Source organism: Streptomyces sp. NPDC030165, assembly GCF_055573595.1.
In genome coordinates, this window is sequence record NZ_JBVIBD010000069.1 from 1 (window position 1) to 2,323 (window position 2,323).

Here is a 2,323-nt window from a genome sequence, read left to right on the forward strand (position 1 = left end):
CCGGTCCTCGCAGTCGTCATCCGGCGCGGTGCACGCCGTCAGCGCGGACGCCAGCAGCAGGAGCGCGGCGGCGGTGATCGTGGTGCGGCGCATCATGCGGCCCTCACCGCCGCCGCCACGGCCGGCGCCCACAGCTGCACGACGGCCTCCGGCTCGGGTCGGGGCTGGCCGTGCTCCGGCTCCGGCCACGTGAAGACCACCGCGATGCGGGCCGGGTCGTCGACGTCCAGCAGCCGCCACTTGCGGTGCTCGCCGACCAGCGCCAGTACGGCCATCACGTCCTCGGGGTCGGCGGTGGACAACTTGCCGGAGAGCAGCGGCAGGCCGCCGGGCGTCGCCCCGATTTCCCATCCGCAGGTGTCCGGGAGGCGGGCGTCATCCTCCGCGAGGTCGCGGAAGACCCGTGCCGCCACTGTCACCAGGCGTGCTTCGCGGCTCACGACGCGCCTCCGCAGGTCCAGTCGGGGTAGTCGGCGGCGGTGCTGCAGCACTCGGGGTGCTCGACGGCCAGCCGGGCGAACGCGGCATCGGCGGCATCGACGGCGTGGTCCTGCTCGGCGATCTGCCCTGCCTGGTGGTACCGGGCCAGCTCGTCGGCGATCGCGATCCGCGTCGCCTCGTCATCGTGCATCGGCCTGTTCCACCCGCAGGTGACACACCAGAACTCGGATGGATCGGGCTTCGGGGCGAAGTCACGACACAGCGGATGCGGATTGTGAGGAACGCTGCGAAACGCCTGGGCAGCCGGACTGAGATCAAGCGCCGCGAAGCGTGCGGGGCGCGGGGTCGTCGTCGCCATCACCGCTCACCGCCCTTAGCGATCAGCCACAGAAGCCGCTCACGGCGCCGCAGCGACCGCTTGCCAAGGTGGCGGATGGTGGGCTCCTGGTCGGCAATCGCCGCACTCGCGTCACGCCGCGCCTGCTCCAGCAGGACGGTCAGGCGGGCGAGCCGGATGCGCAGCCGGTCGTTCTCGGCAGCCAGGTCGCGCCCGGCCGTGCGCAGTTCGGCGGCGGTGGCAGCCTCGTCGTACAGCAGGACGTCGATCACGGCGCGGCGGGAGGTGGTCAGTTCAGGCACGGGACTCACCCGCCTCGGCCTTGAAGCCGCCCCGAAGGACAGCACGGCGGACTGCGGCAGCCTCGTGCCCCCACCACGCCTGGTCGCCCTCGTGCAGCTCCGCCCACGGCGTGGTGCTGTGGCGACGCGAGAAGCGCTGGTACAGCCACGCGGGGAACGTGTCCGGGCGAACCCGCTCGCCCGGCGGCCATCCGTCACCGCCCTTGTAGAGGATGATGTCGATGCAGGCATCGCACTCAAGGCAGCAGCCCGACAGGTCACCGGCCAGCTCACCGGCGAACTCGCGGCGCACCTGGGCACGGTGCCTGTCGAGCAGTTCCTCCGGCGTCGCGTCGCCGACCGCCGTGTCCTTCGCCGCGCGGAGACCGGCCAGGATGTCGTTGCGGGCGCTCATGCCGCACCTCCCTCGGCGGCGTCGGCCATGCGGCGCAGCTTCCCCTCAGCCGCGGTCCACGCGTCCTCGTGGTCCGGGCCGCCGTAGCCGAAGGCGTCGGGCGCGACCGCATCCGCGGCCTCGCGCAGCACCTCGACGTCGCGGCGGTCGAGTGCCGCCTCGAACTCCGGCTGCGAGCCGGGCCCACCGTGCAGGAACAGGTGCAGCAGGTCGTCGCGGGCGCTCATGCCGCACCTCGCACAACCAGCAGTTGCCGGGCCGGGACCGCGGCGAGGACCTTGTTGGCGCGGGCGATGCGAGACTCCTGCACCGCGCGGGCCTCGGCGTACAGCGGGCCACGAGCCAGCCGGCGGGCGAGCACCGCGGCGGCCTGGGTGCGGACGGCGTCAGCCACACGGGCCGGGAGGTGACGGGCCTTGAAGATGTCGACCGCCGCCGGTACCGGGATCGGAGTCAGGTGAGCGTTCACGCCGCACCCCCGAGTTGCCCCTGCGAGGGGTAGCGGTCCGCGTAGAAGCGGGTCCACGTCTTCTCGAACACCGGCAGGTGACGGCGGGTCCAGGCGTAGGTCTCGCGCACCGACCCATTCGGCAGGTCCGTCTGCCGCTTCCCCGGCTTGCTCCCGTGCTGCTCCTCGTACAGCGCCGCAGCACGCCGGCCGAACCACGACTGAGCCGACTCGATGTCCCGGCGCTTCAGGCCCTTGCCCTTCAGGAAATCCGGGATGTACAGCGGCACGTTCAGCGGGTCGACCTCCGGCTCCTCACCCAGCGCCTTCGCCGCGACCAGCCGGGCCTTCGTCTCCAGCCACGCCGCATCCACGATGCCCTCCGCGGCCTTCAGCACCCG

Annotated in this window: 7 protein-coding genes; all 7 read right to left on the reverse strand. The window is 72.6% G+C overall.

Features of this window, described 5'->3' with window-relative positions; translation table 11 throughout:
* Window positions 1-92 precede the first annotated feature (92 nt).
* Window positions 93-440 carry a hypothetical protein gene (locus tag ACZ4Z1_RS42330; protein ID WP_468492047.1) on the reverse strand — a complete coding sequence of 116 codons (348 nt, stop codon included), beginning with the start codon at window positions 438-440 and terminating at the stop codon, window positions 93-95.
* Window positions 437-631: a hypothetical protein gene (locus tag ACZ4Z1_RS42335; RefSeq protein ID WP_468492048.1), complete on the reverse strand. Its 195-nt coding sequence runs from the start codon at window positions 629-631 to the stop codon at window positions 437-439. Before ACZ4Z1_RS42335 ends, ACZ4Z1_RS42330 begins: the two co-directional genes overlap by 4 nt.
* Window positions 632-798: 167 nt before the next feature.
* Window positions 799-1,080, reverse strand: a complete 282-nt coding sequence (locus ACZ4Z1_RS42340; protein WP_468492049.1) for a hypothetical protein — start codon at window positions 1,078-1,080, stop codon at window positions 799-801.
* Complete coding sequence (locus tag ACZ4Z1_RS42345; RefSeq protein WP_468492050.1) at window positions 1,073-1,474, reverse strand: hypothetical protein; 402 nt, start codon at window positions 1,472-1,474, stop codon at window positions 1,073-1,075. The genes ACZ4Z1_RS42340 and ACZ4Z1_RS42345 overlap by 8 nt, the downstream gene beginning before the upstream one ends.
* Window positions 1,471-1,701, reverse strand: coding sequence for a hypothetical protein (locus ACZ4Z1_RS42350; RefSeq protein WP_468492051.1), 231 nt, complete (start codon window positions 1,699-1,701; stop codon window positions 1,471-1,473). Before ACZ4Z1_RS42350 ends, ACZ4Z1_RS42345 begins: the two co-directional genes overlap by 4 nt.
* Window positions 1,698-1,943 carry a hypothetical protein gene (locus tag ACZ4Z1_RS42355; protein ID WP_468492052.1) on the reverse strand — a complete coding sequence of 82 codons (246 nt, stop codon included), beginning with the start codon at window positions 1,941-1,943 and terminating at the stop codon, window positions 1,698-1,700. Before ACZ4Z1_RS42355 ends, ACZ4Z1_RS42350 begins: the two co-directional genes overlap by 4 nt.
* On the reverse strand, window positions 1,940-2,323 hold a 384-nt coding region (locus tag ACZ4Z1_RS42360; RefSeq protein ID WP_468492053.1), incomplete at its 5' end, for a hypothetical protein. The genes ACZ4Z1_RS42355 and ACZ4Z1_RS42360, both read right to left, overlap by 4 nt.

Coding starts and splice junctions, on each gene's coding strand:
- ACZ4Z1_RS42350 (WP_468492051.1), bottom strand. CDS start 1,701: ATGAGCGCCCGCGACGACCTGCTGCACCTGTTCCTGCACGGTGGGCCC.
- ACZ4Z1_RS42345 (WP_468492050.1), bottom strand. CDS start 1,474: ATGAGCGCCCGCAACGACATCCTGGCCGGTCTCCGCGCGGCGAAGGAC.
- ACZ4Z1_RS42335 (WP_468492048.1), bottom strand. CDS start 631: ATGCACGATGACGAGGCGACGCGGATCGCGATCGCCGACGAGCTGGCC.